Here is a 26,081-nt window from a genome sequence, read left to right on the forward strand (position 1 = left end):
TCGAAATGGTGCGATTCCGCCGCTACCGGTTGGGTCCACCGACATACCCTGCGGGCATGTCGGTGGAGCTGCGCCTGATGCGTTACGTCGTGACGGTCGCCGAGACCGGCAGCTTCCAGGCTGCGGCCGACCGTCTGCGAATGAGCCAGCCTCCGCTGAGCCGGCAGATCCGGGACCTGGAGCGGCAATTGGGCACACCGCTCTTCACCCGCCGACCGACCCGCCTCACCGAGGCGGGCACGGTGTTCGTGGAGTCGGCACGGCAGGTGCTCGCGGACGCCGAGCTGGTCGTCGAGCGGACTCGTCAGGCCGGGCTCGGTCTGCTGCGCGTCGGCTACACGGTGATGTCGGCCTTCGAGGAGATGCCGGCGCTCTACTCCGCGATGCAGCGCGACTATCCCCGCATCCGCGTCGAGGCGAGGGAGGCCTGGGATCACGAGCTGACCAGCGGCCTGGCCGACGGAAGCCTCGACGCGGTCCTCGGGCGCCTGGTGACCGCACCGGTGTCGACGGGCGCGCTGACGCTCCGGCGCGATCCGCTGGTCGTTGTCGTCGGAGCCGAGCATCGGCTCGCGGCCGCGGATTCCGTCTCGCTCCACGAGCTACGCGGCGACGTCCAGCAGTTCTTCCCGCGACACCTGGCACCGCGCTACCACGACGCGATCCTCACCGCTGTCCGGTCCAGCGGCGAGAACATCGAGGTGTGGGAGAACCCGCTGCCCGGCCTGCGCGCCGCAGCGACGAACCTCAGCCGTGGCGGGTTCATGGTGCTTCCCGCGCCGATCGCCCACCAGTTGCCCGGGGTGCGGCCGATCCCGATCCGCGAGCGCCTGCCCGACATTCCCTTGCAACTGACCTGGCGACGCCCGGCCTCGGCCGTCGTCGGCCCGCTCCTGCAGACCGCCAGACGCATGGCGCGGACTGGCCCGGACTTTCGGGAAGACCACCGCTGAGGGCGCTCGAGACAGGTGACCTTCCCGAAAATCCGACGCCGCCGGGCCCGTGCGGCGCCTTCACGCCTCGAACGTTCCCGCGGACGTCCAGGACAGCGTGGATCCGTCGTACGTTCCGAGCCGGCACGCCCCGTCCTCGCTGCGGTAAGTCAGCAACTGGTCGGTGGCGCCGGTGAACCGACCCGCCCAGATCGATCGCCCGTCGGCCATGCTCCCCGAGCTCAACGTGTTGCCGACGATGGCCCACTGCAGACCCGCGGAGCCCCACGTGCCCGCCCACCAGTTGCCGTCCGCCGGCGAGTAGAACAGCACCTGGTCGCGGCCCCCGGCGAAGCGCCCCACCCAGAACGGGCGCCCGTCGTCCAGCGCGCCGAACACCAGCGTGTTGCCGGCGAACTCCCACTGCAGCGAGCCGGACACCATCGATCCGAGCCACCAGTTCGCGTCCGCGGGTGAGTAGAACAGGAGCTGGTCGCGGTCCGCGGAGTAGCGCCCCACCCAGAACGGGCGCCCGTCGTCGAGCGCGCCGAAGTTCGGCCACGGTGCCGGCTGGGCCGGGGCGACCGGCGTCGGTCCGCGCTCCGCCCTGGCGAGCGACGCGCGCAGCGTCAACAGTTCCCGGACCACCGGCCCGCGGTCCGCCACGTCCGCCGCCCGCAGCGCGCCCTGCAACGACGTGACCTGTGCGCGGAGTGCGGTGTCCACCACCGGCACGACCGGAGCCGCCCGCTCCGCGCCGACCGTGTTCCCGACCACCCGCCACTCGAACCTGTCGTCCCGCAGCGTCGCCAGCCACCACTCGCCGGCGTCCTCGACCAGGAGGTTGTCCCGGCCGTCGCCGTCGAAGTCGCCGACGTGCAGCGTCGAGACGTCGGCGGTGAAGCCAGCCGTGTTCCCGGCGAAGGACCACTCCAGCGCACCGGAGTCGACCGAGCCCAGCCACCAGTTGCCGTCGGCGGGGGAGTGCATCAGCACCTGGGCGGAGTCCGCGCTGAACCGGCCGGTCCAGGACAGGCCGGAGTACTGCCGGTTCCCGACCAGCGACCAGGTCAAGGTCCCGTCGATACTCCCGAGCCACCAGTTCCCGTCCGCCGGTGAGTGGCACAGCAGCCGGTCCCGATCTCCGGAGCGCACCACCCAGATCGGCCACCCTCCGCCCGGCGGCCCGAAATCGTCGGAGCCACCGACCACCGTCCAGACCAGCGAGCCGCTCACCGCCGAGCCCAGCTGCCACGTGCGACGGCTGCGCAGGTAATACAGCACCTCGCTCCGGTTGCCGGAGAAGGCCCCTACCCAGGTGTTCGACGCCGACGGTTCGAGGTCGGGGTAGATCGCCCTGATCCCGGCCCGGTCGCCGGGGGACAGCGCCGACCGCTGGCCGATCGACACCTCCGGCTGGACCGGCGCGATCGTCGGCTCGCCGTTCACCGAGAACGCGGCCGCGGGGTAATGCATGATCGAGCCGTAGTCGTACGGCCCCACGTCGTCGCCGTCGGTGATGTGCTGGTCGAAGTTGTGCCGCAGAGCGGCGTCGATGTTCTCCCAGACGATCCGGACGAAGCTGTCCCGGTCCTCTCGGCTCTGCTCGTGCCAGAGCCCGACCGCGTGCCCGATCTCGTGGGTCGCCTGACCGAAGAAGCACCCGGAGCCGAGGCTGATGTGCTGCGGCCCGCCTTGCCGCCCGACCGGCGACGAACACCCGCCACCGGGCACGAACCGGAGGTAATCGGTCTCGGAGCTCCGCGGCACCAGGGTCAGTCGCGTCTGCGTGTTCCAGTGCACGACCGCGTCCTCCGCGGCGACGCGCTGCGCCTCCGGTAACGCCGGGTCGACCTCGTACGGCACCACACCGTCCGGCCAGCGCGACCGTCCGGCAGGCAGGGCCACCGCGGGCAGAACACCTGGACCCGCCACGGCGAGCCGGTCCGCGATCGGACCCTCCACGAACGCGGTCCGCGCCGCCATCTCCTCGACCGTGCCGAGGACGATGTCGCCCTCGAAGACGGCCAGCCCGTCGCGCACGCCGTAGACCACCGGACGCACGTCGAACGTCTCGCCGAACACATAGCCGGTTCCGGTGCTCTGCTCCGCGCCGGTCGTCTCCGACATCGGACCTCCACAGTAGAAAAACGCCGATATGTGGATCCCTACCACCGTAAGGTGGCGAGACCGGGCGCCCACGGAAGGGAGATCTCCCGCATGGTGACCTCCGCTCGAACCGGCGAGACCTCCCTTCCGGTCGGGCAGGAGCCCTGGCCACCGCGGTCCCGGCTGATCGTCTTCATGCTCGCCCTGTTCATCCTGCTGGCATTCGGCGACAAGGCGATCCTCGGCCTGGTCGGCCCGCCGATGATGGAAGACCTCGGGCTCACGAACGCCCAGTTCGGGCTGATCGGCAGTAGCTTCTCGCTCCTGTTCTGCTTCACCGCGATCATCATCGGGCTGCTCGGCAACCGGATCTCGCCGCGCTGGTTGCTGGCCGGGCTCGCGCTGGTCTGGTCGATCGCCCAGCTCCCGGTGCTGCTACCGGTGGTCGGGTTCGCCGGGCTGGTCGGCACCCGGATCTTGCTCGGCGGCGGCGAGGGACCCGCGCTCCCGCTCGCCTCGCACACCGCGTTCACCTGGGTTCCGGTTCGGAGCCGAGCGCTCGCCTCGGCCCTGCTGGCGGTCGGAGGCGGGGCCGGCATCGTGATCGGCGCCCCGCTGCTCATGCTCGCGATCCAGGCCTGGGGGTGGCGGGCTCCCTTCGGGATCCTCGGCGCGCTGGGGCTGGTCTGGGCGGTCGCCTGGCTCGCCGTCGGTGGTGCCGGTCCTCATCACTACGCCGCTCCGGGCACCACCGCCGGAAACGCCCTCCGACGCCCACACGGCAGCCGGAGCGCGGGCAGCGCGTCCGTCTCCGGTCCGTCCCCGGCCGAGCCGCCCGCTGGTGGCGCTCCCGTCGGGGTGGCCTCCGCAGCGACTCCGCCCGCCCCGGTGTCACCCGCACCCGCCGTGCCTCCGTCCGGCGGAACGGCGGCGGCGGTGCTGCCCGAGCGGCTCCCGTACCGGCGGGTGTTCCGCGTCGGTACCTGGTGGGGTGCCGTCCTGGCCGGCTTCACCGTCTCCTGGACGCTCGGGCTGGCGCTCACCTGGCTGCCGACGTACCTGGAGGAGCAGGCCGGCTACTCGCCGTCGACCGTCAGCCTGCTGGTCGGGCTGCCGAGCATCGGCTCGATCGTCTCGATCCTGACCGCCGGCCTGATCGCCGACCGCCTGCTGCGCCGTGGTGTGAGCCGTCGTATCGCGTACGGGTTGGTGCCGGCGGTGGCGATGGTGGCCGGTGGGATCGCGCTGTTCGCGATGAGTCGGCTGGGCGCCGGCTGGCCCCTGCTCGCCGCGATGGCGGTGGCGTTCTCCACCGGGCCCGCGCTCACCCCGCTGGCGAACGCGGCGATCGCCGACATCTCCCCGCCCGCCCAGCGCTCCGGCGTACTCGCCACCGCACATGCGTTCGTGACGACCGGCAGCGTGGCGTCGCCGTTCGTCACCGGCCTCGTCGTCGACCTCGCGCGCAACGAGAGCGTCGGCTTCACCGCCGCACTCGATCTGGCCGGCGTCCTGCTGCTCGGCGGCGCGGTAGTGGCCGCGACCGTCATCCGTCCAGACCGCCACGCCCTCCGCCTGGCATCCTGACTCTTCTCGGCGGCGGTCCCGCCGCGGGCGCCACCCGGAGGGCGTCGATCCGTGCGGAGCCGGGTATGAGGTCTGGGGTGCGGCTGCCAAACCCGGGTCGCATAGACTGCGTAGAGTCAATCCTGCGGTATGCCCGCGTGCGCGTCTTCTGGTGGTGCCCCGTGTCGATCGTCGGCGACCTTCTGCTGCCGCGATCCCGGGCGGTCCCGCCTCGGCGAACCCACTGAGATTGAACACCCAACTACACCTGCAGCGTTGAGGAGCACACACGTGAAGAGCACCGTCGAGACCCTGAGCCCGACGAGGGTGCGGCTCGCCGTCGAGGTGCCCTTCGAGGAACTGCAGCCCAACCTCGATCAGGCTTACCGCTCGATCGCGAACCAGATCTCGATCCCGGGCTTCCGGAAGGGCAAGGTTCCGCCGCGCTTGATCGACCAGCGGATCGGCCGGGCTGCGGTGCTCGAGGAGACGCTCAACAACGCGATCCCGACGCACTACTCCACTGCGGTGCGTGAGCACGACGTCAAGGTGATCGGCCGCCCCGAGGTCGAGGTCACCGAGCTGCAGGACGGCGAGAAGGTCGCGTTCACCGCCGAGGTCGACGTCCGGCCGGAGCTCACGCTGCCCGACTTCGCGACGCTCGAGGTCACCGTCGACGAGGCCGAGGTCGCCGACTCCGACATCGACGACCAGGTAGACAGCCTGCGCCAGCGGTTCTCCACCCTCAAGGGTGTCGAGCGCGAGGTGCGTACCGGCGACTTCGTCCAGCTCGACCTGCACGCGACGATCGACGGCGAGGACATCGAGGGCGGCAGCGCCGAGAACGTCTCGTACGAGGTCGGCAGCGGCCAGCTGCTCGAGGGCACCGACGCCGCGATCGAGGGGCACTCGGCCGGCGAAGAGGTCACGTTCACCACCACGCTCGCCGGTGGTGAGCACGCGGGCAAGGACGCGGACGTCAAGGTCATGATCCGCACGGTCAAGGAGAAGGAACTCCCCGAGCTGGACGACGAGTTCGCCCAGACCGCGTCGGAGTTCGACACGCTCGAGGAGCTGCGGAACGACGTCCGCACCCGCCTCGGCCGGGTGAAGAAGCTGGAGCAGGCCGTCGCGGCCCGGGACAAGACGCTCGAGGTGCTGCTCGCCGCCGTCGAGGTTCCGATGCCGGAGAAGGTGCTCGCCGACGAGATCGAGTACCGCAAGCACCAGCTCAGCCACGCGCTGGAGAACGCCGGCGTGACGCTGGAGCAGTACCTGGAGAACGAGGGCCAGACCCAGGAAGAGTTCGACGAGCAGCTGGAGAAGGACTGCGCGCAGGCCGTCCGCTCCCAGCTCGTCCTGGACGCGGTCGCCGACACCGAAGAGGTCGGCATCGACGACGGTGAGCTGACCAGCGAGGTGGTTCGCCGGGCGCAGCAGTCCGGCGTCCCCCCGCAGCAGTTCGCCGACCAGCTCGTGCAGAACGGCGAGCTGCCGATCGTCGTCGCCGACCTCCGCCGCGGCAAGGCCCTGGGCCTGATCACCGAGCAGGCGAAGATCGTCGACTCGGCCGGCAACCCGGTCGACCTGAAGGCGCTGCAGGCGGAGATCAACCCGCCGCAGGCGGATGCCACCGCTAGCGACGTCGTTCCGGCGGACGCCGAGCCGGCGCAGGCCTGACCTACCGGTCGGCGGTCGTGCGCTCACAGCGAACAGGCACCCGGAGCCCCGTCAGGGGCCCCGGGGCCGCGTTAGTGTCGGGCATACGGCTTCGGACGACGCGCAATTCCTCCTGACGCCCCGGCGCAAGAGGAGACGAACGTTTCGGTAGTAGCCCCAGTCGGCCCCGCAACACGGAAAACCCGAAGGCAGGCATCGTGACCCAGTTGCACACACCGGCAGGACCCGTCGGCCGCGCGCCGAGCGGTAGCGGGATGGGCTTCGATGACTCGGTGTTCAACCGGCTCCTCAAGGAGCGCATCATCTTCCTCGGCCAGCAGTTCGACGACGAGATGGCCAACCGCATCTGCGCCCAGCTGCTGCTGCTCTCGGCGGAAGACCCCACGCGCGACATCGCGCTCTACGTCAACTCGCCGGGCGGAAGCGTCTCGTCCGGCATGGCGATCTACGACACCATGCAGTTCATCCCGAACGACGTGGCCACCTACGGGCTGGGTCTGGCCGCGTCGATGGGCCAGTTCATCCTGTGCGCCGGTACGCGTGGCAAGCGGTTCGCGCTCCCGCACACCCGGGTGATGATGCACCAGCCCTCCGGCGGCATCGGCGGTTCGGCGAGCGACATCGCGATCCAGGCCGAGCAGATGCTGTACACGAAGAAGCTGATGCAGGAGCGGATCGCCTTCCACACCGGGCAGACCGTCGACCAGATCGAGCGCGACTCCGACCGCGACCGGTGGTTCACCGCCGACGAAGCCAAGGAGTACGGCCTGATCGACGCCGTGCTGCCGACCACCGCCGACGTGGCGACGACCTCCGAAGCGCGCTGAGCGTGCGACGTCCGACTCGCCTGTTCCACGCGCCTTTCACGTCCGGAGGAATCTGACGATGAGTAGTTTGAACTTCCCGGGGTCGGGCCTGTACGACCGCACCACCGCCCCGCAGTCCCGGTACGTCCTGCCGTCGTTCGTCGAGCGCACGTCGTACGGGATCAAGGAGATGAACCCGTACAACAAGCTCTTCGAGGAGCGCATCATCTTCCTCGGCGTGCAGATCGACGACGCCAGCGCGAACGACGTGATGGCGCAGCTGCTCTGCCTCGAGTCGATGGACCCCGACCGGGACATCTGGATCTACATCAACTCGCCGGGCGGCTCGTTCACCGCGCTGACCGCGATCTACGACACGATGCGCTTCGTGCGCTGCGACATCCAGACGGTGTGCATGGGTCAGGCCGCCTCTGCCGCGGCCGTCCTGCTCGCCGCCGGGACGCCGGGCAAGCGCCTCGCGCTGCCGAACGCCCGGGTGCTGATCCACCAGCCCTACAGCGAGGGCGGCGGTCAGGGCTCGGACATCGAGATCCAGGCGCGTGAGATCTTGCGCATGCGCACGCAGCTGGAAGAAATGCTTTCCTCGCACTCGGGCCAGCCGATCGAGAAGGTCCGCAAGGACATCGAGCGGGACAAGATCCTGACTGCGGCCGAGGCCAAGGAGTACGGCCTCATCGACCAGGTGCTCGAGAGCCGCAAGAAGGTTCCGGTCGCGGCGGGTTGAGCGACGAAGTGAACTCTTTCGACCGGTTCCTACCGAGGTCGCTCCAGCCGTGAGAAGGCCGGGGGTCGAAAAGAGATCAGTAGGGCGACGCGCCCTCGCGACCAGGGGTCAGCGAGGGCGCGGAGCATGTACCGTCGAGGAGTCAGTCGGCCGGCGGTCCGGCGAGGACAGGGAGATGGTCGTTCGTGGCACGGATCGGTGACGGCGGAGACCTGCTGAAGTGCTCTTTCTGTGGAAAGTCGCAGAAGCAGGTAAAGAAGCTCATCGCGGGCCCAGGTGTGTACATCTGTGATGAGTGCATCGACCTGTGCAACGAGATCATCGAGGAGGAGCTCTCCGAGTCCTCCGAGCTGAAGTGGGACGAGCTCCCCAAGCCGATCGAGATCTGCGAGTTCCTCGACCAGTACGTGGTCGGCCAGGACTCCGCCAAGAAGGCGCTCGCCGTAGCGGTCTACAACCACTACAAGCGCATCCAGGCCGACAACACCGGACACCGGAACTCCGGGCCGGAGCCGGTCGAGCTGGCGAAGTCGAACATCCTGCTGATCGGCCCCACCGGCTGCGGCAAGACGCACCTCGCCCAGACGCTGGCGAAGCTGCTCAACGTCCCGTTCGCGATCGCGGACGCCACGGCGCTGACCGAGGCCGGTTATGTCGGCGAGGACGTCGAGAACATCCTGCTGAAGCTGATCCAGGCTGCCGACTACGACGTCAAGCGCGCCGAGACCGGCATCATCTACATCGACGAGGTCGACAAGATCGCCCGCAAGAGCGAGAACCCGTCGATCACCCGAGACGTCTCCGGTGAGGGTGTCCAGCAGGCTCTGCTGAAGATCCTGGAGGGCACCACCGCGAGCGTGCCGCCGCAGGGCGGCCGCAAGCACCCGCACCAGGAGTTCATCCAGATCGACACCACGAACGTGCTGTTCATCGTGGGTGGGGCGTTCGCCGGCCTGGAGAAGATCATCGAGAACCGGGTCGGCAAGAACGGGCTCGGGTTCGCCGCCAACATCATCTCCGCGTCCGAGCGGACGACCGACGACACGTTCGCCGACGTCATGCCGGAAGACCTGCTGAAGTTCGGGATGATCCCGGAGTTCGTCGGTCGGCTCCCGGTCATCACCACGGTGCGCAACCTCGACCGGCGCGCGCTCATGCAGATCCTCACCGAGCCGCGGAACGCCCTGGTGAAGCAGTACCAGCGGCTGTTCGAGCTGGACGGCGTGGAGCTGGACTTCACCCATGACGCGCTGGAGGCGATCGCCGATCAGGCGATCCTGCGGGGCACCGGCGCCCGCGGCCTCCGCGCGATCATGGAGGAGGTGCTGATGTCGGTGATGTACGAGATCCCGTCCCGGCCCGACGTCGCCCGCGTGGTGATCAGCCGCGAGGTCGTGCTGGAGAAGGTCCTGCCGACGATCGTCCCCCGGGACGTCCCGAAGCGGGAGCGCCGCGAGAAGTCGGCGTAACACAAACGCTCGTCGAGCGGCCCCGCCCGGTTCTCCGGGCGGGGCCGCTTCGTGTGTGCCGCTGCAACCGGGCGGGTGGGCCGCGCGTGTATCCGGCGACCGACGGGGAGGAGCCACGTGGGCGCGAACGGGCGTGACTTCGGGCGGTTCTACGCCGACCACTTCGCCGGCCTCTGCAAGCAGCTCTACGCCTACCACGGCGACTACGCAGAAGCCCAAGACCTGGCGCAGGAGGCCTTCACCAGGGCCTGGCTGCGCTGGGCAGCGATATCCCGCTACGACGATCCGGCCGCGTGGGTCCGGCAGGTGGCGTGGCGGCTGGCGATCAGCCGCTGGCGACGGGCCCGCACGGCCCTCTCGTTCGTCCGACGACAACGGGAGTTACACGCGCCTCCGCCCGGCCCGGAGCACGTCGTCCTGGTGCGGGCGCTGGCCACGCTCCCCGAAAAGCAGCGCCGCGCGGTGGTCCTGCACCACCTGGCCGACCTCTCCGTCGCCGATATCGCCGAGCAGGAGGGAGTGGCAGTCGGGACCGTCAAGTCCTGGCTGCACCGGGCTCGGGCGGCGCTGGCCGACCAACTCGACGACCGATCGAGCGAACTGGGCGTTCCCGATGGGAGGTACGACGATGGCCGAGCCTGATGCCGATCACCGGATGGCGGCGCTCTTCGCGGGTCTCCGGGATGATCCGGCACCGTCGTTCACCGGCCCCGGCCCGGACGCCGTGGCGACCATCGGGCGCCGGCGCCGACGTGTCCGGCGGCTGACCGTGGCGGTCGTCGCGCTGGTGCTAGGGGTCGCCGGCGGGGTAGGGGTCAGGGCGCTCGAGCAGCCCGAGACGCTCCGTCCGATCCAACCGCCGCCCCCGTCTCTGTCCCCGTCGACGACGTCCCCGATTCCCAGTGGCTCGCCGTCGTCCCCGTCGGCGGATCCGAGCGGAGACCCGACCTCCAGCGGCTCGCCGTCGGCGTCGAGGGTGACCACGCTGCGCGCGACCGACTGGGGGAACGCGATCCTGAACGTCCCCGCGATCAGCACCGGCTGCGACGCCGGTCGTCTCCAGTTCTCCGGAGGTCAGGCCAGCGTGGAGCATCCCCGGTACGGCCGGTTGCGCTACGTGTTGCCGGCGCCCGGCCGGCAACCGGTCTACGGGGATCTGGACGGCGATGGACGCGACGAAGCGGTCGTCTCGGTGGGGTGCATCGCCACCGAGTCGCGGCCGGGAGCCCCGATCGAGTGGATGTACGCGGTGGTCGCCTACACCGAGAACGAGAAGGGCGGCCCGAGGGTGCTGGGCACCGTGCGGGTCGTCCTGCCGACCACCTCCGGTCCGTCGTACCGCCTCGTGGACGGCGTCGTCGTGGTCGAGCCCAACCTGGTCAACGACGGTTCGGTCAGCGAGCGATATCGCTGGACCGGAAACGGATTCCAGAAAGCCTGATCGCCCTACGTCTTGAGCAATCGCTTAACTCGTTCTATGTTTTAAGCGATCGCTCAAGACGGAGGTCGACGATGTTGCGGTGGGTCGTGGTGCCGGCGATCGCGCTGGGCATGTTGCTGGTCGTGCCGCTCGGACTGCGACTGCTCGCCGCGCCCGGGGTCGGCGTCCTACGTAGGGTGTGGCCGTGGGCCGGGGTCGCCGGAGTCGGCTCGCTGCTGCTCCCCACGGGGGTGGGAGCAGCGGCGGTGGCCGTTCCCTACGCGGCGGTGACGCTCGCGCTCGTGGGTGTAGCGGCGGTTCGCTTCGCGCGGACCCTCGGCGCCGGGAGGCTCGGTGTCCTGTCCCGCGCGTCGGTGAGGGCCGGCGCGGGCGCAGCGCGGGGGCTGCCCGCCGTCGCGGGTGAGATCGCGGTGCTCACCGCGCTGGTCACGCCGTCGATCGCCGGCCTCTCGCTGATCGCCGAGCGAGGCGGCTGGACGCTGCTGGCCTTCGGGCCGAAGATCCTCCTGCTCACCGTCGCGCACTTCCACTACGCGGGCTTCGCGGCGGCTCTCGTGGCCAGCCTGGTGACCCGGCTACCGGACGCGGGCCGGGCGTCCGTGTTCGGTGCGCTGACCGTGCCGACCGGCACCCTGCTGGTGCTGATCGGGTTCTTCGCCGGTGAGCTGGTCGAACTCGCGGGCGCGGTCGTGCTGACCGCCGGGATGTGGGTGGTGGGGGCGTTGACCTGGCGGGCGCGCTCGCTGGCGCCCGACCGGGCCAATCGCGTTCTGTTCGCGGTCTCCGCCGCCGTTCTCGTGGTCACCATGGCGCTCGCGCTGGACTGGGCGCTCGGCGAGGCGTTCGGCGTCCCGAAGCTGAGCTTGACCTGGATGGCCGCGACGCACGGCGTCCTCAACGCGGTCGGGTTCGGCCTCTGCGGGGTGCTGGCCTGGAACGGCCTGCGCGCGGCGGACGACGTCAGCGCCGCTGCGCCCGCCGGTCGAACTCACCCGGTGGCATCGTGACGACCATGTGGACGCGGGTCTGCTCGCCGCCGTCGTTCCGGTACGTGTGCGGCACATCGCCCGGGTACAGCGCGGTCTGACCGGTTCCGACCCGCACCTCCACCGCACCGACCCGCAGCGTGAGGCTGCCGGTCAGCACGTGGGCCATCTCGCGGGTGCCGACCGCGTGGTCCTCGGAGACCTGCTCCTCTCCGGGTTCCAGCACCCACTCCCAGAGCTCGACGAACTCCGGCTCGTCGATGCCGCCGAACAGCGTGGCCCGGCCCCCGGACGGTCCCTCCCACAGCACGCTGTAGTCCGCCGGGCCGTTGACCCGCACCTCCGGCGGTCGCTGCTCCTCGACCAGGCGCGCGACCGTGACCCCGAATGCGTCCGCGATCCGAACCAGCGTGCCGATGCTGGGGTTGGTCCGCCCGGCCTCGATCTGCACGACCATGCCCTTGCTGACGCCGGAGCGACCGGCCAGCTCGTCCAGGGACCAGCGTCGGGCCGTGCGTAGATTGCGTACCCGCTCGCCGACCAGCGCCGCAATCGCGGGACGTGCGTTATCGCCAGCGCCGGTCAATATATTGGCCCCTTCGGTCAATACAGTGATACAACCATGGCATGGACGTCGTGCTGAACGCTACCGGTCGGACTTCGCGGTGATCCCGGCCCTGCTCGCCGCCGGCTCGGCGCTGGTCTACGGCCTCGGCGACTACTGCGGCGGCACCGCAGGCAAGCGTGCGCCGGTGGTCGCCGTGACGCTGCTCGGCAAGCTCACCGCGCTGCCGCTGCTCCTCGTCCTCACGTTGCTGTTGGGCGCGGAGCGCGCGCCCGATGCGGTGGACATCGGGTGGGCCGCGCTCGCCGGCCTGGCCGGCGTCGGCGGCGTCGTGCTGTTCTACAAGGCGATGGCGGCCGGCGCGATGGCGGTGGTCGCTCCGGTCGCGGCCGCGGCGGCCGCGGTGCTGCCGGTGATCGTCGGCATCGCGGTGGACGGGTCGCCCGGGCTGTTGCCGCTGCTCGGCATCGCGGCGGCGATCGCCGCGATCAGCCTGGTCAGCGCCGGGGGTGGGCGCCTGGTGCTCACCCCGTACCTGATCGGGCTGGCGCTGGTGGCCGGGGCCGGGTTCGGGCTGTTCTTCGTCCTGCTCGACCGAATCCCGTCGACCGTCGGCCACTGGCCGCTGGTCGTGGCCCAGCTCGCGGGGGTGACCGCGCTGGTGGTCGTCGGGGTGGCGCGGCGCGGCTCCCTGACGATGTCGCGCGGTGCCGTGCCCTTCGCCGTGGCGGCGGGAGCCTTCGACACGGTCGCGAACGTCCTCTACGTGGTCGCGAGCAGTGGCGGACAGCTCGCGGTGGTCGCTCCGCTGGCGTCGCTCTACCCGGCGAGCACGGTCGTGTTGGCGCTCGTCCTCGACCACGAGCGGATCCGCGGCTGGCAGGTGCTCGGGCTGGGCCTGGCCGGAACCGCCCTCGCCCTCCTAGCTGCGACGGCGTAGTAGCCCAGCCGTACCCGCACCCGCCGCAGGGCCCCGGTTCGCCGCGCGGCGGCTCCGGGGCCGGCGGCTCGGGGGTGCTTTTCCCGAAAGGCACCCCCGCGGAGGGCGCCCCGAGCGGAGCCGCCGCGGGAATTGGCCCAGCGGCGCTGGGGTCGGCTCGCGCCGGTGGAAGACTGGAGCCATGCGAGTCGCGGTGTGTCAGCTCAATACACGGGACGACCGGGCGGCGAACCTCGCCGAAGCACGGCGTCTGCTGGAACAGGCCGCAGCGGCGGGCGCCGACTTCGCGGTGCTCCCCGAGTTCGTCGACTACCTCGGCCGGCGTCGCGGCGAACCGGCGCCGGAGCCCGTCGACGGGGAGTTCGGCGCGTTCTTCTCCGCCGCCGCCCGCGACCTGAACCTCTGGGTGCTCGCCGGCTCCTTCCGTGAGCGTGCCGAAGACGGCGAGCGCGCCTACAACACCAGCCTGGTGTTCGACCGCGCCGGAGAGCGGGTGGCCGCCTACCGCAAGATCCACCTCTACGACGTCGAGATCCCCGGCCGGGTCTCCTACCACGAGTCGAAGACGATCGCGCCCGGCGGCGAGCTGGTCGTCGCTGACGTCGAGGGCGTGCCTGTCGGGCTCTCCATCTGTTACGACCTGCGGTTCCCCGAGTTGTACCGGGCGCTGGCGATCGCCGGTGCGCGGGTGCTCGTGGTTCCGGCGGCGTTCATGGCCCACACCGGCCGCGACCACTGGGAGGTACTGCTGCGGGCGCGGGCGATCGAGAACCAGTGTTACGTCGTGGCCGCCGGCCAGATCGGCGACCACGAGCCGGACCGCACGTGCTACGGGCGCAGCATGGTGATCGACCCGTGGGGGACCGTGATCGCTCAGGCGCCTGACGTCCCCGGCATCGTGCTCGCGGACCTCGACCTCGACCGTGTCGAGTCGGTGCGCGCCGAGCTGCCCAGCCTGGCCAACCGGCGCCTCCCCGATCAGGAGGGCGTGCGGGTGCGCGTGAATACCCAGGTCTCTCCGGTGGCCAGCGCGCGGTAGCCGATCCGTTCGTAGACGCCGTTGCTGGTCGGGTTCGCCGCGTCGGTGAACAGCAGGACGGCCCGGGCGCCGATGTCCAGTAGGTGCTGGCTCAGTTCGGCGGTGGCGGCTGCCGCGTAGCCGCGCCGACGCAGCTCCGGCGGGGTGTAGACCATGCTGATCCGGTAGACGCCGCTCGCCGGGGGCCGGTTGACGACGAGCGCGACCGGCTCGCCGCGCACCTCCCAGAGCCAGGCCAGTCGTGCGCTGAGTAACTGGTCGACGCTACGGGCGGCGGCCTCCTCGGTGACCTCTGCCGGTTCGTCGCTGGGCGTGTCCCGCTCGAACCCGAGGACGGCTCGGATCAGCCAGGTCCGGTAGGTCCAGTCCGCTTTGATCAACCGCCCCGGGACGTCGGTCGGTGGCCGGAGCGTGTCGAGGACGAGCAGCCGGGTGGCCATGCCGGGCCGGGTCGTATCACCGGTGCGGGCGACCCAGGCCCGCGCCACCGCTGTCGGACCCGGGGCCATCCCGGTGACGCCCGGCAGCGTGTCGCCGGCCTCGATCAGGGCGTCCACCAGTGCGGTGGCGGCCTCCTCGTCGAGTTCCGGCACGAGCAGGAGGTGCGGGGGCGTCCAGGTCGCGACCCACTGCGGTGGCGCACCGGCGCGATCGCGGAGCAGCGCCCACACCGCGTCCGGTTCGGTGGGCAGGATGCCGTCGGCTCTCTGGCTGACGACCGTCGCGAGGTGGTTGTGGCGTACCGGATCGCGGGTCAGCCACCCAGCAGCGGCAGGGGCGAAAGCGGACAGGCCGATCGGACCGCGGAGCAGTTCACAACGCACCCTGCGATCCTGGTGCGCCGCGCGCCCTTGTGCACGCAATTAGCGATCGTGCCCCCGCTCAATGGCGGGGAGAGCGGCAGTGGCTAAGGCTGGACGACCGGGTTGCCCGCGGAGTGGTCGGCCGGGCCTGCGCAACCCTCGGCAGCCACCCCGAGCAGGAACACCGCGACGATGCCGCCGCCGACCGTCATCATCGCCCGGCGCATGGGCAGCGAACCCGGGCCGCGGACGCGCACCGCTGCCGCGACGACCGCAACCAGTACCAGGAGGCCGAGCAGCGGTCCCCACATCGGGTCGACGAGGTCCGTAAGCCCTGCACCTCCCAACCCGTCCGCCCGCGAGCGGAGTCCGGCCAATGGCCTGACCCAGCCTGCCACGTCCGGCGCCCCGAAGCGAACGCCGCGCCGCCCGGAGCGGGCGCAAACCCGATCGCCCTCCGAACTAGGATTCACACCGTGACCACAGAGCCCGATACCCAGGCACCGCTGAGGCCGTCGACCGAGCTGTCGACCAAGTACACGCCGGCGGAGGTAGAGGGGCCGCTCTACGAGCGGTGGGTCGAGGCCGGCTACTTCACTCCGGACTCGTCCAGCGACCGGCCGCCGTACTCGATCGTGATCCCGCCGCCGAACGTGACCGGCACCCTGCACCTGGGTCACGCTCTCGACCACACGCTGATGGACGCGCTGACCCGGCGCCGCCGGATGCAGGGGTACGAGGTGCTCTGGCTGCCGGGCATGGACCACGCCGGCATCGCCACCCAGAACGTGGTCGAGCGGGAACTGGCGAAACACGAGGGCAAGTCGCGTCACGACCTCGGTCGCGAAGCGTTCGTCGAGCGCGTGTGGAGGTGGAAGGAAGAGTCCGGCGGCAAAATCACCGGCCAGATGCGCCGGCTCGGTGACGGCGTCGACTGGACCCGGTCGCGGTTCACGATGGACGAGGGTCTGTCCCGCGCGGTCCAGACGATCTTCAAGCGGCTCTACGACGACGACCTGATCTACCGCGCCGAGCGCATCATCAACTGGTGCCCGCGGTGCCAGACCGCGCTGTCGGACATCGAGGTGGAGCACGCCGACGACGAGGGTGAGCTCGTCAGCATCCGGTACGGCGAGGGCGAGAACTCGATCGTCGTCGCGACGACCCGGGCCGAGACCATGCTCGGCGACACCGCCGTGGCCGTGCACCCCGACGACGAGCGGTACGCGCACCTCATCGGCACGGAGGTCGAGCTGCCGCTCACCAACCGGCGCATCCCGATCATCGCGGACGAGCACGTCGATCCGAGCTTCGGAACCGGCGCGGTGAAGGTGACCCCGGCGCACGACCCGAACGACTTCGAGATCGGCCAGCGGCACGGCCTGCCGAACATCACGGTGCTGGACGAGAAGGCGGTCATCACCGCGCCCGGCCCGTTCTTCGGCCTGGACCGGTTCGAGGCCCGCCCGGCCGTGGTCGCCGCGTTGCGCGAAGACGAGCGGATCGTCGCCGAGAAGCGCCCCTACGTGCACGCGGTCGGGCACTGCTCGCGCTGCGACACGGTGGTGGAGCCGCGCCTGTCGCTCCAGTGGTTCGTGAAGGTGGAGACCCTGGCCAAGGAGGCCGGTGACGCCGTGCGCGACGGCCGGGTGGCGATCCACCCGCCGGAGCTGGCGAAGCGGTACTTCGACTGGGTCGACAACATGCACGACTGGTGCATCTCTCGCCAGCTCTGGTGGGGTCACCGCATCCCGGTGTGGTACTCGCCCGACGGTGAGGTGCGCTGCGTCGGTCCGGACGAGGAGCCTCCGGGTCCGGAATGGACGCAGGACCCGGACGTGCTCGACACCTGGTTCTCGTCCGGGCTGTGGCCGTTCTCCACGCTCGGCTGGCCGGACGACACCGCCGACCTGAAGAAGTTCTATCCGACCAGCGTGCTGGTGACCGGCTACGACATCATCTTCTTCTGGGTCGCCCGGATGATGCTGTTCGGCCTCTACGCGATGAAGGACACCGGACAGCCGTCCCAACCTTTCGATGTCGTGGCGCTGCACGGTCTCGTCCGCGACAAGTACGGCAAGAAGATGTCGAAGTCGCGCGGCAACACGGTCGACCCGATCGAGTGGATGGACGCCTACGGCTCGGACGCCCTGCGCTTCATGCTGGCCCGCGGCGCGAACCCCGGGTCGGACCAGGCGTCCAGCGAAGAGTGGGTGGCCGGCGCCCGGAACTTCTGCAACAAACTCTGGAACGCCACCCGGTTCGCGCTGCTCAACGGCGCGCAGGCCAAGGAGCTGCCGAGCGATTCGTCGGCCTTGTCCATCCCCGATCGATGGATCCTCTCCCGCCTGCACACCGTGCTCGCGGAGGTCGACGACCTGTACGAGCGGTACGAGTTCGCGAAGCTCACCGACCTGCTGTACCACTTCGCGTGGGACGAGGTCTGTGACTGGTACGTGGAGCTGGCGAAGCCGGAGCTGGCGGCCGGAGGCACCCAGGCGGAGACCACCCGCGCGGTGCTCGGCCACGTGCTCGATCGGCTGCTCCGGGTGCTGCACCCGGTGACGCCGTTCGTCACCGAGGCGCTCTGGACGGCGCTGACCGGGCGGGAGTCGGTGGTCATCGCCGAGTGGCCGACGGCCGACCCGACCCGGCACGACCCGGCCGCCGAGGCGGAGATCGAGGCGTTCCAGCGGGTGGTGACCGAGATCCGCCGCTTCCGCTCGGACCAGGGCCTGAAGCCGACGCAGCGGGTGCCTGCCCGGCTCGACGGCCTGGACGTCGTCGGACTCACCGCGCACGAGAACCTGATCCGGTCGCTCTCCCGGCTCGACGCCCCGACCGAAGGCTTCGCGCCGTCGGCGTCGGTGTCGATCGGTGGGTTCCCGGGCTCCGCGCAGGTCGACGTGGCCGTCGACACCTCCGGGACGATCGACGTCGCGGCCGAGCGTCGTCGTCTGGAGAAGGATCTGGCGGCGGCGGAGAAGGAGCGGGCGCAGAACAGCGGGAAGCTCGGCAACGAGGCGTTCCTCGCCAAGGCGCCGGACGCCGTGGTGGCGAAGGTGCGGGAGCGGCTGGCCGCCGCCGAGGCCGATCTGGTTCGGCTCGAGGCTCAGCTCGGCGCGCTGCCTTCGGCGTGAGCACCGCGGCCGCGCGCCACCGGGCGGCCAGAACGTCGTGGTTCCGCTCCGCTACAGCCGGAGCGGAACGCGGCACGAGAACGGGAGCGCATCGTGGTGAGCAAGGGCCGTCCGACGGGCAAGAGCGGCGTCGACGAGCGCGCCGCGGAGGAAGCCGCGGAACTGGCCCGGGCCGAGGCGGGGCTCAACGCCCGCGGCCCGGGCCGGATGGTGCCCGATCGCGACCGCATCGTCGCGCTGCTCGACCTGCTCGGTAACCCGCAGCGTGCCTACCCGGCTATCCATCTCACCGGCACCAACGGCAAGACCTCGACGGCCCGGATGGTCGACAGCTTGCTCAAGGCGTTCGGTCTGCGCGTCGGGCGGTACACCAGCCCGCACCTGGAGTCGGTCACCGAGCGGATCTCGCTGGACGGCGAGCCGATCCCCGCCGGGAAGTTCGCGGCGGCCTACGACGAGGTCGCGCCGATGGCCGACCTGCTGGACGCCAAGAACCTGCAGGGCGGCGGAGACCCGGTCACCTACTTCGAGTTCACCACCGCGATGGCGTTCGCCGCGTTCGCGGACGCACCGGTGGACATCGCGGTGGTGGAGGTCGGGCTGGGCGGCGAGTGGGACGCGACGAACGTCCTGGACGCGGGCGTCGCGGTCGTCACCCCGATCAGCCTGGACCACGCCGCGCTGCTCGGCGGAACCATCGCGAGCATCGCGACCGAGAAGGCCGGCATCATCCACGAGGGCGCCAGCGTGATCACCGCGGTGCAGCCGGCCGAGGCGATCGAGCCGCTGATCTCCCGCGCGGCGTCGGTCGGGGCGTCGGTCGCCCGCGAGGGCGTGGAGTTCGGCGTGCTGGACCGGGCCATCGCGGTGGGGGGCCAGCAACTCCGGCTGAAGGGCCTGGCCAGCGAGTACGAGGACATTTTCCTACCGCTGCACGGAGCCCACCAGGCACAGAACGCGGTGGTGGCGCTGGCGGCGGTGGAGGCGTTCCTCGGCGCCGCTCCCGGACGGATGCTCGCCGCCGACGCCGTCCGCGAAGGTTTCGCGGCGGTGCGGTCGCCCGGCCGTCTGGAGCGCCTGCGTACGTCGCCGACCGTGTTGGTGGACGCCGCCCACAACCCGGCGGGCATGACGGCGACCGTGCAGGCGATGGCGGAGGCGTTCGCGTTCCGGAAGCTCGTCGCGGTGGTCGCGGTCCTCGACGACAAGGACTACCGGGGGATGCTGGAACTGCTCGAGCCGGTCGCGGACGCGATCGTGGTGACCGAGAACTCGTCCCCGCGCCGGCTGTCGGTCGACGCGCTGGCCGCGGAGGCGGTCGACGTGTTCGGCGCCGATCGGGTCGACGTCGCGACCCGGCTCGACGACGCGATCGAGTCGGCGGTGACGATCGCCGAGGAGGACGACGCCGGCGACGCCCCGCTGGCCGGGGCCGGCGTGCTGGTCACCGGCTCGGTCGTCACCGCCGCAGATGCACGGAAGCTGTTGGCCCGATGAGCGCTGTGCACCCGACGAGCGAGGGTGCCCGGCGAACGGAGGTACCGGTGTCCGACGAGCCCGAGAACCCGACGTCCGACGGCCCCCCGCCGTCCACGCAGGCTCCGGAGGAAGCGGCGCCACCGTCGGGGTTGAAGAACCCCGACGCGGCGGTGCGCGGCGTCGGTGCGGCCACGCTCGGCCTGGAGTTCCTCGTCCTCCTGCTCGCGATCCAGCCGCTCCGGCTGCTGCTTCCGGATGCCTCGGCCGCCGCGTCCGGCCTGGCGGCCGGGCTCGCCCTGCTCTGCCTCCTCGCCGCCGGCCTGCTCCGGTACCGCTGGGCCTGGCAGGCGACGACGGTCCTGCAGGTCGTGGTCGTGCTGACCGGCATCGTGCATTGGATGCTCGGGGCAGTTGGCCTCATTTTCCTGCTGGTGTGGATCTATGTCCTCAACGTCCGGAAAACCGTGCTTGGTAGCGGTAAGTAGTCGCTCGTTCTCGCTGAGTGAAATGGAGTGACTCGCGCGTAGGCGCCATCACCATCCGTTAATCGGATATCTCGCCGAGTAACGGAAATACTCACCGTTCAGACGCAACGTCCGGTCGGCTCTCGGCGTCTAATAGGTGTGCTAGGAAACTCGCCCGCATCCGGGCCGCCATGTCGAATCCGTAGCGTTCGAGTGGCTTTCCGTAATCGGTGACCGCGATGCCTGATCGCCTCCTTAAGTCCACGTCGAGTGGACGTGGGGAGGCGTTCGTGGTGTCCGCTCTCTGACTCCTCGATGCCGCGTGACCTGGCAGAATGTGCTGCGAACCGGGATCGGCGAGGGAATGGACGAGCCTACCTTCCGAATCTGAGCCGCTACGCCCGGTAATTCTTGTCATCGTCTGTACGAACCGAACCGTGCGAGTTGACGTCTGTGGATTAAGACGCACGACCCGTATCGGATCTGTACCGGCGAGCCCAGTTCCGTCGAACAGTTGAGGTTGTATGTCAGATAGGTGACTTCACATTAACCGCGCTGTCCGTGATGACCGTTTGACCCCTTCCTGACCGTCCGAAAGATGAGCTAAGTGGGGCGGAAGTCGTGCTTGTCGGTTTCGTTGACGTCTTTGAGATATCGCTTAAGGTGCACACGTGGAATCAGGGCTGAATTCCGATACTCAGCAGGTCGAGGTCTTACCTGAGGAGATCGTCGCCGTACCGGTCTTCGTCGACTCGACCGGTAAGCGCAAGCGACGGTTCCGGACCCTCGGCTTCGTCGCGGGCGGTGTCGGGGTCGCGTACGCGGCCATGCTCGGACTGAGCTTCGCGGGCGGGCCGATCGCCCCCAACTCGCTGCTCCCGGTTCCCGGCATGCCGACCGCCGCACCGCTGGCCAACACCGAGCCCGAGAGCTCGATGTCCGCGGTCAGCGACGAGGAGATCGCCCGCGAGGACGGCGGTGACGGTGGCGACGGCGAGGATCGCATCGCCAGCACCTCCACGCCCCGACCGGGCGCCACGGTGACTCCCAAGCCGGGCCAGCCGACGCCCAAGCCGAGCGCCACCAAGCCGACGACGAAGCCTCCGGCGGTCAAGCCCACCACGAAGCCTCCGGCGGCGACCCCGACGACCAAGCCGCCGGTGAACCCGCCGCCGTCGAACCCGCCGCCGTCGAACCCCCCGCCGTCGAACCCCCCGCCGTCGAACCCGCCGCCGGCCGACCCGCCGCCGTCGAACCCCCCGCCGTCGAACCCGCCGCCCGCGAACCCGCCGCCGGCTGACCCGCCCGCGGGCGGAGGCGGCGGATCCCAGACGAGCGCGCCGGCCGACCCGCCGGCGACGACCTCGGCACCCATCAAAACCGCGACCCCAGAGTCCTCCACGGAGAGCTGACCGAGATGCAGCCTGGGCAATACGGCCGCGTCCCGCAGCCCACCCAGTACCCCCAGCCGGCGCAGTACCCGCCGCAGCAGCGCTACCCGCAGCCGGGCGGTCCCGCCGGTCCGGGGGTGCCGCAGTTCCCGCAGTCGGGTATGCCCGCGAACCCGCCGACGTTCGGTGACGGCGGTGGCCCCGCAGGCCCGGGTGGCGGTGACGGCGGCGAGGCGCGCAACGTCCCGCCTCGCCCGCGGTTCCTGTTCGTCGCGTTCCTCCTGCTGGTGCTGGTCGCCGTCCTGATGGTGCAGGCGTACGTGCAGGCCCAGGTAGCCACGCCGAAGAACGTCCACAACGCGGGCGCCTCCGACGAGGTTCCGAAGGAGATCCTCAACGGCGGACCGATCATCGACACCACGCACGACAAGCCGTACGAGTACTCGTTACCCGCAAAGCACATCGCGCTGACGTTCGACGACGGGCCCGATCCGGAGTGGACGCCGAAGATCCTCGACCTGCTCAAGCAGTACAAAGTGCGGGCCACGTTCTTCGTCGTCGGTTCCGCGGTCACCGAACACCCGGACCTCGTCGAGCGGATGGTCGACGAGGGCCACGAGGTCGGCATCCACAGCTTCACCCACCCCGAGATGTCCGAGATGAGCGCCTGGGAGCGCAAGCTCCAGTACTCCCAGACGCAGATGGCGATCGTCGGCGCGGCCGGCGTCACCACGTCGTTGCTGCGCTTCCCGTACTCCTCGCAGCCCGACGCGATCGACAACGTGTACTGGCCGATCGTGGTGGAGGCCGGAAAGCTCGGCTACCTCAACGTCGTCAACGACACCGACAGCAGGGACTGGGCGAAGCCGGGTCCGGAGAAGATCGTCGAGAACGCCTACCCCAAGAAGGGGCAGGGCGCCGTCTCGCTGTTCCACGACGCCGGTGGCGATCGTGAGCAGACGATCGACGCGATGAAGATCATGCTGCCCAAGTTCACGGAGGAGGGGTACAAGTTCGTCACCGTCGGTGAGGGCCTCAAGCTCTCTCCGGATTGGGACGCGGGCGACGGCAGCACGTTCAACGCGATGCAGCCGGCGACGTCGGGTGAGATCTGGCGCGGCAAGGCCATGATCTGGGTCGTCCAGGCGTCCGGCTGGTTCGTCAAGGGCCTGGTGGCGATGCTGACGATCGTCGGTGTGCTGACGCTCGCCCGCCTGGTGCTGATGCTCGTGCTGGCCACGGTCCACGCCCGCAAGCGAAGGGCGAAGAGCTTCCGGTGGGGACCGGAGTTCCTCGAGCCGGTCTCGGTCGTGGTGCCGGCCTACAACGAGAAGGAAGGCATCGCTGCGGCGGTCAGATCGCTCGCGACCAGCAACTACCCGATGGTCGAAGTCATCGTGGTCGACGACGGGTCGAGCGACAACACCGCGGAGATCGCCGAGAGCCTCGGCTTCGCCAACGTCCGGGTCGTCCGGGTGCCGAACGGCGGTAAACCCGCGGCGCTGAACATCGGCACCGCGTGGGCGCGCGCCGACATCATCGTCATGGTCGACGGCGACACGATCTTCGAGCCGGACTCGGTCTACGAGCTCGTGCAGCCGTTCGCCGACCCGCGCGTCGGCGGCGTGGCCGGCAACGTGAAGGTCGGTAACCGGCAGAGCATCGTCGCCCGGTGGCAGCACATCGAGTACGTCATCGGCTTCAACCTCGACCGGAGGATGTACGACATCCTCCAGTGCATGCCGACTATCCCCGGCGCGATCGGCGCGTTCCGCCGAGAGGCGCTCAACGACGTCGGCGGGGTGTCGCACGAGACGCTCGCCGAGGACACCGACCTGACGATCGCGATGGGCCGCGCCGGCTGGAAGGTCGTCTACGAGGAGAAGGCGCGCGCTTGGACCGAGGCGCCGTCGACGATCCAGCAGCTGTGGCGACAGCGCTACCGCTGGAGCTACGGCACCATGCAGGCGATGTGGAAGCACCGCCATGCGGTGGTGGAGAAGGGTCCGTCGGGCCGGTTCGGCCGGTTCGGGCTGATCTTCCTCGGCATCTTCCAGGTCGGCCTGCCGCTGTTCGCGCCGCTGATCGACGTCTTCGCGCTCTACGGTCTGGTCGCCTACGACGCCACGCTGTCGATCCTCGCGTGGGTCGGAATGCTGGCGCTCCAGTTCTTCCTGGCGGTCTTCGCCTTCAAGCTGGACAAGGAGAAGCTCGGTCCGCTCTGGTCGCTACCGGCGCAGCAGTTCGTGTACCGGCAGCTGATGTACGCGGTCATGATTCAGTCGGTGGTCACGGCCCTGACCGGTGCCCGGCTGCGGTGGCACAAGCTGCACCGCACGGGCCTCACCGCGCCCGGCCAAAGCTGATCGAACGACGAAGGGCTCCCCGGACGCGCGCCGGGGAGCCCTTCGTCGTGTAGTGCACCGACTCTGCGTGGCAGAGTGTCGGCGTGAAGGTGCTCGTGGTCGAGGACGACGCCGACCTGGGATACGCGGTCGCGGCGGCGCTCCGGGGCGCCGGGCTCGCCGTCGACCTGGTGGGGGACATCCCGGCGGCGGACGAGGCGGTTCTGATCAACGCATACGCCTGTGTGGTGTTCGACCGGATGCTCCCGGCCGGCGACAGCGTCGAGTACGTGGCCGAGCGTCGTCGGCAGGGTTGGACCACACCGGTGCTGTTCCTGACCGCGCGGGACAGCGTGGCCGACCGGGTCGCCGGCTTCGAACACGGTGGGGACGATTACCTGGTCAAGCCGTTCGCGGTAGCCGAGCTCGTCGCCCGGGTCCTGAGCCTGGGCCGTCGGTCGCTGGCCAGCGGTCCACCGGCCGCGCCGGTGCTGCGGGTCGCCGACCTGGAGATCGACGTCCCGCGACGGCAGGTGCGGCGCAGCGGTGTGCTGCTGACGCTCACCGCGAAGGAGTTCGCGGTGCTCGAGCTGTTCGCGAACCACGCCGGGGAGGTGATCAGCCGTAGCACGCTCATCGAGCACTGCTGGGACGCGATGGCCGAACCGATGTCGAACGTCGTCGACGTGCTGGTGCGGCAGCTCCGGCGGAAACTCGGCGGGCCGCAGCTGATCCACACCGTGCGCGGCGCCGGCTACCTGCTCGGGGACGACCCGGCCGAGGGCGCAGACGACCGGATCGTCGGCTGACCGTGGTCGCGATGCCGCCGGTGGAGTCCCCGGTGCCCGCACGGCCGCCGGGACGACGCCTGGGCCGGTGGCTTCGACGTCGCCGGCCGCCGCAGCAGGGGCCGGTGGGAGTCCGCCGGTCGCTGCGGCTCCTGCGCTGGCGCCTGACCGTCCTCTACACGGTCGTGGCGGCGTGCGGGCTGGTCGCGCTGGCCACGCTCGCGGTGAACACCGACACCCATCTGCGGGAGACCCGGCTAGACAACGCGATGGAGACCCGAGCGCGGACCGCGGTGGCTCTCCTCTACTTCACCGACTCCGGCATCCAACTCCAGGACATCGCGCAGGACGAGGTGGGGACCGGCTCCCCGCAACTGGCCGTGCTCCTCGGCACGCCACCGGTGCGGTCGGTGTTCGCCAGCAGCGCCCCGGCGCTGCCGGTGCGGGCTTCCCACCTGCACGGTGTGGCGGCGGAGGCGGTGGACGCGGGCACGATCGTCCGGGCCGAGGGCCGCGACGACCACGGCGACCCGACCCGTCTGCTCGCTGCACCCCTCTACGACAACGAGGGCGACGCCGCGGGCGCGGTGGTCGTCGTCGGTGACCCGACCGAGGGGCGCGACGAGCACGAGAAGCTCGTGGCCGCGTTGATCCTCGGCTGCGTGACGCTCGTGACGCTGGCGGCGCTGGCCGGTCACGCCCTCTCCGGACGCAGCATGCGGCCCGCGGTCGACGCACTGGAGCGGCAGGAGGCGTTCCTCGCCGACGCCGCCCACGATCTGCGGACACCGGTGGCGACGCTCCGGACGTTGGCGGAGGCTGCTCTCGCCGACCCGGGACAGCGCTCCGACCTGCTTCCTCGCGCGGTCGTGCTCTCCGCCCGGATGGGGGACATCATCGACGACCTGCTGACCCGGGCGCGGCTCAACGCGGGCGTCCAGCACCTGAACAAGGAGCTGCTCCGCCTCGACCAGCTGGTCGAGAGCGTCGTCGACCAGCTGGCCGACCCGGTGGGTGGGCCCGGCGCCCGCGACCGGATCACGTTCACCGCCGAGGAGTGCACGGTCCGCGCCGACGCGCACCTGGTGACCCGGGCGGTCGCCAACCTGATCGAGAACGCGCTGCGGCACGGGCACGAGCCCGGCGTCCCGGCCGAGGTGGACGTGGTCGTGCGGCGGCCCGGACGGGTGACGGTCAGCGACCGTGGCCCCGGCGTGGACCCCGCGGTCGCGTCCGCGCTGTTCGGCCGGTTCCAGAGCAACGGCGGGTCGATCGGCCTCGGACTCTCGATCACGCTCTGGGCCGCCGACCTGCACGGTGGGACGTTGACCGCGGCGCCGCGGCCGGGCGGCGGCGCGGTCTTCGACTTCTCGCTACCGGCCTGATCGTCCCG

The 26,081-nt window shown here is 70.4% G+C and carries 22 protein-coding genes; 17 read left to right on the forward strand and 5 right to left on the reverse strand.

From position 1 onward, the window contains the following. Window positions 1–56: 56 nt before the first annotated feature. Window positions 57–953, forward strand: a complete 897-nt coding sequence (locus ABEB28_RS29990) for a LysR family transcriptional regulator (protein ID WP_345731596.1) — start codon at window positions 57–59, stop codon at window positions 951–953. Between the two features lie 60 nt (window positions 954–1,013). Here ABEB28_RS29990 and ABEB28_RS29995 read toward each other — a convergent pair whose 3' ends face one another. Beyond that, on the reverse strand, window positions 1,014–3,062 hold the full coding sequence (locus ABEB28_RS29995; RefSeq protein ID WP_345731597.1) for a M12 family metallopeptidase: 2,049 nt from the start codon (window positions 3,060–3,062) through the stop codon (window positions 1,014–1,016). A gap of 90 nt (window positions 3,063–3,152) precedes the next feature. Here ABEB28_RS29995 and ABEB28_RS30000 point away from each other — a divergent pair, with 90 nt between their 5' ends. From ABEB28_RS30000 to ABEB28_RS30035, 8 genes are all read left to right on the forward strand, one after another. Continuing rightward, the gene (locus ABEB28_RS30000) at window positions 3,153–4,628 is read left to right on the forward strand and encodes an MFS transporter (RefSeq protein ID WP_345731598.1); all 1,476 of its coding nucleotides are present in this window, start codon (window positions 3,153–3,155) and stop codon (window positions 4,626–4,628) included. A 270-nt stretch (window positions 4,629–4,898) separates the two neighbouring features. After that, window positions 4,899–6,287: a trigger factor gene (gene tig, locus ABEB28_RS30005; protein WP_345731599.1), complete on the forward strand. Its 1,389-nt coding sequence runs from the start codon at window positions 4,899–4,901 to the stop codon at window positions 6,285–6,287. Between the two features lie 197 nt (window positions 6,288–6,484). Next, on the forward strand, window positions 6,485–7,114 hold the full coding sequence (locus ABEB28_RS30010) for an ATP-dependent Clp protease proteolytic subunit (protein ID WP_376980963.1): 630 nt from the start codon (window positions 6,485–6,487) through the stop codon (window positions 7,112–7,114). Window positions 7,115–7,172: 58 nt separating this feature from the next. Next, the gene (locus ABEB28_RS30015; RefSeq protein WP_345731601.1) at window positions 7,173–7,838 is read left to right on the forward strand and encodes an ATP-dependent Clp protease proteolytic subunit; all 666 of its coding nucleotides are present in this window, start codon (window positions 7,173–7,175) and stop codon (window positions 7,836–7,838) included. Between the two features lie 185 nt (window positions 7,839–8,023). Further along, window positions 8,024–9,307, forward strand: a complete 1,284-nt coding sequence (gene clpX / locus ABEB28_RS30020) for an ATP-dependent Clp protease ATP-binding subunit ClpX (protein WP_345731602.1) — start codon at window positions 8,024–8,026, stop codon at window positions 9,305–9,307. A gap of 117 nt (window positions 9,308–9,424) precedes the next feature. After that, the gene (locus ABEB28_RS30025) at window positions 9,425–9,949 is read left to right on the forward strand and encodes a SigE family RNA polymerase sigma factor (protein ID WP_345731603.1); all 525 of its coding nucleotides are present in this window, start codon (window positions 9,425–9,427) and stop codon (window positions 9,947–9,949) included. Next, a complete protein-coding gene (locus tag ABEB28_RS30030; RefSeq protein ID WP_345731604.1) occupies window positions 9,936–10,748 on the forward strand; it encodes a hypothetical protein in 813 nt (270 codons plus the stop codon). The genes ABEB28_RS30025 and ABEB28_RS30030 overlap by 14 nt, the downstream gene beginning before the upstream one ends. Before the next feature lie 71 nt (window positions 10,749–10,819). Beyond that, on the forward strand, window positions 10,820–11,755 hold the full coding sequence (locus ABEB28_RS30035; RefSeq protein ID WP_345731605.1) for a YndJ family protein: 936 nt from the start codon (window positions 10,820–10,822) through the stop codon (window positions 11,753–11,755). Here ABEB28_RS30035 and ABEB28_RS30040 read toward each other — a convergent pair. Continuing rightward, a complete protein-coding gene (locus ABEB28_RS30040) occupies window positions 11,709–12,341 on the reverse strand; it encodes a helix-turn-helix domain-containing protein (protein ID WP_345731606.1) in 633 nt (210 codons plus the stop codon). The two genes, ABEB28_RS30035 and ABEB28_RS30040, sit on opposite strands and share 47 nt — an antisense overlap. Window positions 12,342–12,399: 58 nt before the next feature. On the opposite strand from ABEB28_RS30040, the gene ABEB28_RS30045 reads away from it, so the two are divergent. Both ABEB28_RS30045 and ABEB28_RS30050 read left to right on the forward strand, forming a co-directional pair. Further along, window positions 12,400–13,239 carry an EamA family transporter gene (locus ABEB28_RS30045; RefSeq protein ID WP_345731607.1) on the forward strand — a complete coding sequence of 280 codons (840 nt, stop codon included), beginning with the start codon at window positions 12,400–12,402 and terminating at the stop codon, window positions 13,237–13,239. Window positions 13,240–13,420: 181 nt separating this feature from the next. Further along, entirely contained in the window at window positions 13,421–14,278 is an 858-nt protein-coding gene (locus tag ABEB28_RS30050) for a carbon-nitrogen hydrolase family protein (protein ID WP_345731608.1), read from the forward strand. On the opposite strand, the gene ABEB28_RS30055 is transcribed toward ABEB28_RS30050, so the two are convergent. Beyond that, window positions 14,218–15,102 carry a GNAT family N-acetyltransferase gene (locus ABEB28_RS30055; RefSeq protein ID WP_345731609.1) on the reverse strand — a complete coding sequence of 295 codons (885 nt, stop codon included), beginning with the start codon at window positions 15,100–15,102 and terminating at the stop codon, window positions 14,218–14,220. The two genes, ABEB28_RS30050 and ABEB28_RS30055, sit on opposite strands and share 61 nt — an antisense overlap. Before the next feature lie 83 nt (window positions 15,103–15,185). Next, window positions 15,186–15,392 (reverse strand): hypothetical protein, encoded by a 207-nt coding sequence (locus tag ABEB28_RS30060; RefSeq protein WP_345731610.1) that lies wholly within the window; start codon window positions 15,390–15,392, stop codon window positions 15,186–15,188. 165 nt (window positions 15,393–15,557) lie between these two features. Here ABEB28_RS30060 and ABEB28_RS30065 point away from each other — a divergent pair, with 165 nt between their 5' ends. From ABEB28_RS30065 to ABEB28_RS30075, 3 genes are all read left to right on the forward strand, one after another. Continuing rightward, on the forward strand, window positions 15,558–18,221 hold the full coding sequence (locus tag ABEB28_RS30065; protein ID WP_345731611.1) for a valine--tRNA ligase: 2,664 nt from the start codon (window positions 15,558–15,560) through the stop codon (window positions 18,219–18,221). A gap of 207 nt (window positions 18,222–18,428) precedes the next feature. Next, window positions 18,429–19,718 carry a bifunctional folylpolyglutamate synthase/dihydrofolate synthase gene (locus tag ABEB28_RS30070; protein WP_345731661.1) on the forward strand — a complete coding sequence of 430 codons (1,290 nt, stop codon included), beginning with the start codon at window positions 18,429–18,431 and terminating at the stop codon, window positions 19,716–19,718. A 47-nt stretch (window positions 19,719–19,765) separates the two neighbouring features. Beyond that, a complete protein-coding gene (locus ABEB28_RS30075; RefSeq protein WP_345731612.1) occupies window positions 19,766–20,185 on the forward strand; it encodes a DUF4233 domain-containing protein in 420 nt (139 codons plus the stop codon). A gap of 676 nt (window positions 20,186–20,861) precedes the next feature. On the opposite strand, the gene ABEB28_RS30080 is transcribed toward ABEB28_RS30075, so the two are convergent. Further along, on the reverse strand, window positions 20,862–21,566 hold the full coding sequence (locus tag ABEB28_RS30080) for a hypothetical protein (protein ID WP_345731613.1): 705 nt from the start codon (window positions 21,564–21,566) through the stop codon (window positions 20,862–20,864). 15 nt (window positions 21,567–21,581) lie between these two features. Between ABEB28_RS30080 and ABEB28_RS30085 the strand changes: the two genes are divergently transcribed. The 3 genes from ABEB28_RS30085 to ABEB28_RS30095 all read left to right on the forward strand — a co-directional run bounded on the left by ABEB28_RS30085 (window position 21,582) and on the right by ABEB28_RS30095 (window position 26,073). Then, window positions 21,582–23,921 (forward strand): bifunctional polysaccharide deacetylase/glycosyltransferase family 2 protein, encoded by a 2,340-nt coding sequence (locus tag ABEB28_RS30085; protein WP_345731614.1) that lies wholly within the window; start codon window positions 21,582–21,584, stop codon window positions 23,919–23,921. 89 nt (window positions 23,922–24,010) lie between these two features. Further along, window positions 24,011–24,709 carry a winged helix-turn-helix domain-containing protein gene (locus ABEB28_RS30090; protein ID WP_345731662.1) on the forward strand — a complete coding sequence of 233 codons (699 nt, stop codon included), beginning with the start codon at window positions 24,011–24,013 and terminating at the stop codon, window positions 24,707–24,709. A gap of 32 nt (window positions 24,710–24,741) precedes the next feature. Further along, a complete protein-coding gene (locus tag ABEB28_RS30095; RefSeq protein WP_345731615.1) occupies window positions 24,742–26,073 on the forward strand; it encodes a sensor histidine kinase in 1,332 nt (443 codons plus the stop codon). Window positions 26,074–26,081: the final 8 nt, after the last annotated feature.

Source organism: Cryptosporangium minutisporangium, assembly GCF_039536245.1.
Taxonomy (GTDB): Bacteria; Actinomycetota; Actinomycetes; order Mycobacteriales; family Cryptosporangiaceae; genus Cryptosporangium; species Cryptosporangium minutisporangium.